Genomic DNA, 2,349 nt, shown 5'->3' with positions numbered 1-2,349 from the left:
TGGTCACAAGTGGCTGCTGGGCCCTGAAGGGCTGGGCTTTTTCTATGTCCGGGAAGAGCGAATGAACGATCTGTCACTCAATGAGTATGGCTGGCACATGATCAAGCACGCCGGTGACTACAACCAGGCCAGCTGGGAGGTCGCCGATACAGCAATGCGTTTTGAGTGTGGGAGCCCCAACCTTCTGGCTGCACATGCACTCCATGCGAGCACCAGTCTTCTTCTGAATACAGGCATAGAAAACGTTGAGGCAGCAGTTCTGAGCAAAGCGGATTCGTTATGTGGTCTGTTATCTGATGCTGGAGCTGAAATCATCACACCAGCTCACAGCAGAGGGCGCTCTGGAATTGTGACATTCGGGACGAACGGACGATCGCCCAAAGAAGTGTGGCAAGCATTAATGAGTAAAGGAGTTATCTGTATGCACCGCGGTGGAGGAATCCGCTTTTCGCCTCACTTCCATACGCCTCTCTATCGCCTGCAGCAAGCGGTCAGCATCGCTGCGGAAGAGTGTCTTTGGTAATTAAACTTTCCAGACAAGCCCCAGACACTACATAGTATGCGTCATACGGTCTGATTTAATTGCGCCAGCAAGGTAGGTTTCTATCTTGTTGCGGGCAATATCATCTTCATCATTGAACTGGACGCCGACGCCTGCAACTTTATTGCCTTGCGCCCCCTTGGGCGTTACCCAAACGACTTTACCGGCAACAGGGATCTTCTCAGGCTCATCCATCAACTTCAGCAGCATGAAGACTTCGTCTCCCAACTGATACTGTTTACTTGTTGGAATGAAGAGCCCACCGTTTTTAATAAACGGCATATAGGCAGCATACAGGACTGATTTATCTTTGATGGTTAATGACAGGATGCCATTCCGACCGCCTGGGTTCATGCAATTACTCCCGCTTTTGCTTCAGTCAACGCCTGCCACTCGAGCAACAAGGTTTCCAGGGTCAGCGTTTTGTTATGGTGGGAAGCACCTGACATCAGCTGACCGAGTATTTGTTGTAATTTTTTCTGAAAGGTTACCAGCATTTCCCGCTTCACAACATAAGCGTCCATAAGTTCTGTGACTGGCCCTGCAAACTGAAGATGTTTTGCCTCCGCACCACACGCCGCTTTCAGGACATCGCAAGACCACTGGTAAAACCATTGTATAACCGTCTGGAACTCCAGCTTACTCCAGGACGAGGCAATTTTATCGAGAGGCAAAGACGACGTAGTCCATTGTTGTAATTCCGAGACCCATTTTTCCTGAACCGTCGCGACACCGCTGCTCAGCCAATTCATGGCAGCGACAGGAGCACCGCCATTTCTCGCCAGTGCCATGTCGGCATCAGCTGAGCCTACCCCCTGATCCTGCAGCCAGTCTTTCGATGCATCATAAGATGGCAGGGCCAGATTGATACGCTGGCAGCGGCTGCGAATGGTAGGGAGAACAGAACCAAAGCGCTCTGTTTCAAGTAGGATAAAGCTTTCACCCGGGGGCTCTTCCAGGGTCTTAAGCAATGCGTTGGCCGCATTTACGTTCATAACCTCCGCAGGGCGAAGAATGACGACCTGACACTGACTGATCTGAGGCGTTTGAAAAATCAGCTCATTCACTTTGCGAACATTGTCGATACGAATCTGCTTTGAGTTTTCTTCCGGCTGGCAAAGCATAAAATCGGGGTGACTGCCCGCCGCCCAAAGCTGACAACTGTGGCACTGCCCGCACGCCTCGTCCGCAGGATTCTGACACAACAACCAACGCGCGACATTCAGTGATAACTCATGCTTACCGATGCCTGCACTGCCTGTTATCAGCAGCGCGTGTGGCAGGCCAGCAGTGCGGTGGCGACGTACAAGAGAACTCCAGGCATCCACCTGCCAGGGATAAAGAGACATCAGGATTCCACCTGTTGTTTTTTGTCTTCTAACTCGCCTGCAACCACTTTCAGGACTTGCTCAGTCACTTGTTCAAGCGGAGCGGTCGCATCAATGACCCGAAATCTCGAATAACGCTCGGCCAGTGCCAGGAACCCCAGCCGGACCTTTTCGAAAAATGACATGGCTTCAGCCTCAATACGATCAGTCTCTTCTGCCAGATCCTCAGCCCGGGCTCGCGCACGCCCCATGCCAATCGCCACTGGCGCATCTAGTAGCAACGTCAGGTGTGGTTCAACACCGCCTTGCGCAAGCGCTTTAAGCTGCTCGATATTATCGAGAGAAAGACCTCGCCCATAGCCTTGGTAGGCGATAGTAGAATCGGTGAAGCGGTCACACAGGACCCAGTCACCGCGCTCCAGTGCAGGCCGGATGACGGCATCGACGTGCTGAGCACGTGCCGCAAACATCAGGAGTAAC

At 52.3% G+C, this 2,349-nt stretch carries 4 protein-coding genes; 1 reads left to right on the top strand and 3 read right to left on the bottom strand.

What is annotated here, in order from left to right; translation table 11 throughout:
* Positions 1–523, top strand: a 523-nt coding sequence (locus B2R29_RS07225; protein WP_301180419.1) for an aminotransferase class V-fold PLP-dependent enzyme, incomplete at its 5' end; no start/stop codon positions are given.
* 27 nt (positions 524–550) lie between these two features.
* On the opposite strand, the gene B2R29_RS07220 is transcribed toward B2R29_RS07225, so the two are convergent.
* From B2R29_RS07220 to tmk, 3 genes are all read right to left on the bottom strand, one after another.
* Positions 551–895, bottom strand: coding sequence for a PilZ domain-containing protein (locus B2R29_RS07220; RefSeq protein ID WP_068438521.1), 345 nt, complete (start codon positions 893–895; stop codon positions 551–553).
* Entirely contained in the window at positions 892–1,890 is a 999-nt protein-coding gene (locus B2R29_RS07215) for a DNA polymerase III subunit delta' (protein ID WP_068443478.1), read from the bottom strand. The genes B2R29_RS07220 and B2R29_RS07215 overlap by 4 nt, the downstream gene beginning before the upstream one ends.
* The coding region (gene tmk, locus B2R29_RS07210) for a dTMP kinase (protein WP_301180418.1) at positions 1,890–2,349 on the bottom strand (460 nt) is incomplete at its 5' end. The genes B2R29_RS07215 and tmk, both read right to left, overlap by 1 nt.

Source organism: Thalassolituus sp. UBA3500, from assembly GCF_002377545.1.
Classification (GTDB): domain Bacteria; phylum Pseudomonadota; class Gammaproteobacteria; order Pseudomonadales; family Oceanobacteraceae; genus Thalassolituus.
Note: the sequence above shows the minus strand (reverse complement) of the source record. Positions and strands in the feature narration are given on the sequence as shown.